Source organism: Neisseria sp. P0009.S007 (assembly GCF_051962515.1).
Genome location: NZ_JBQCVF010000709.1, coordinates 1 through 858 on the forward strand (window position 1 = coordinate 1; position 858 = coordinate 858).

An 858-nucleotide genomic window follows, 5' to 3' on the forward strand; every position below is an offset into this window, starting at 1 on the left:
ATAATAAAGGTTTCGCCCAAGGCTTGGATAATTTCGCCCTTCATGCTGACGATGGTCTCAACAGCACTTTCAAATGTCAAATTTGCCATATTAGTCCTCTCGAATCAGCTCTTGCCCGATTTTGGATTGGGCATGGATTTGGTTGCCGTGTACTTCAACGATTTCCAGCAGACGGCCTTTGTCTAAGAGGGCGGCACGGTCGCACAGGCGGCGGATAACGCTCATTTCGTGGGTAACGATGACGATGGTTACGTTAAAGCGTTTGTTGATGTCTTCCAAACACTTCAAAACGCTGCGCGTAGTGGCAGGGTCGAGGGCGGAAGTGGGTTCGTCGGCGAGGATGACTTGAGGTTGCGGCGCCAGCGCGCGGGCAATGCCGACACGTTGTTTTTGACCGCCGGAAAGTTGGGACGGGTAATGGTTGGCACGGTCTTGCAAATCGACGATTTCCAAACATTCTTCGACACGCGCTTGGATTTTTTTAGACGGCCATTTGGCAATTTCTAAAGGAAAGGCGACGTTTTCGGCAACGGTACGGTTGCTCAACAGGTTGAACTGTTGGAATACCATGCCGATGTTTTGTCGGGCGTGGCGCAGTTGCGTGGCGTTGAGCGCGGTCAGTTCTTGGCCGCACACGCTGACGGTACCTGTATCCGGACGTTCCAATAAGTTAATCAGGCGCAGCAGTGTGGATTTGCCTGCGCCGGAGTAGCCCATCAGGCCAAAGATTTCACCCTGTTTGATTTCGAGGCTGGTCGGTTCGACAGCGACAAAGTCTTCTTTGTCGCGTGTTTGATAGTGTTTGGAGACGTGATCCAGAATAATCATGGTTTATCCGTGTTTTCTTTAATTCGTGTG

1 protein-coding gene is annotated in these 858 nt (G+C 51.2%); it reads right to left on the reverse strand.

Features of this window, described 5'->3' with window-relative positions; translation table 11 throughout:
• Positions 1 to 90: 90 nt before the first annotated feature.
• Complete coding sequence (locus ACTHS3_RS15850) at positions 91 to 828, reverse strand: methionine ABC transporter ATP-binding protein (RefSeq protein WP_070606796.1); 738 nt, start codon at positions 826 to 828, stop codon at positions 91 to 93.
• Positions 829 to 858 lie beyond the last annotated feature (30 nt).

Excerpts from the sequence above, each read along its gene's own strand:
- ACTHS3_RS15850 (WP_070606796.1), bottom strand. The coding sequence starts at position 828 with ATGATTATTCTGGATCACGTCTCCAAACACTATCAAACACGCGACAAA.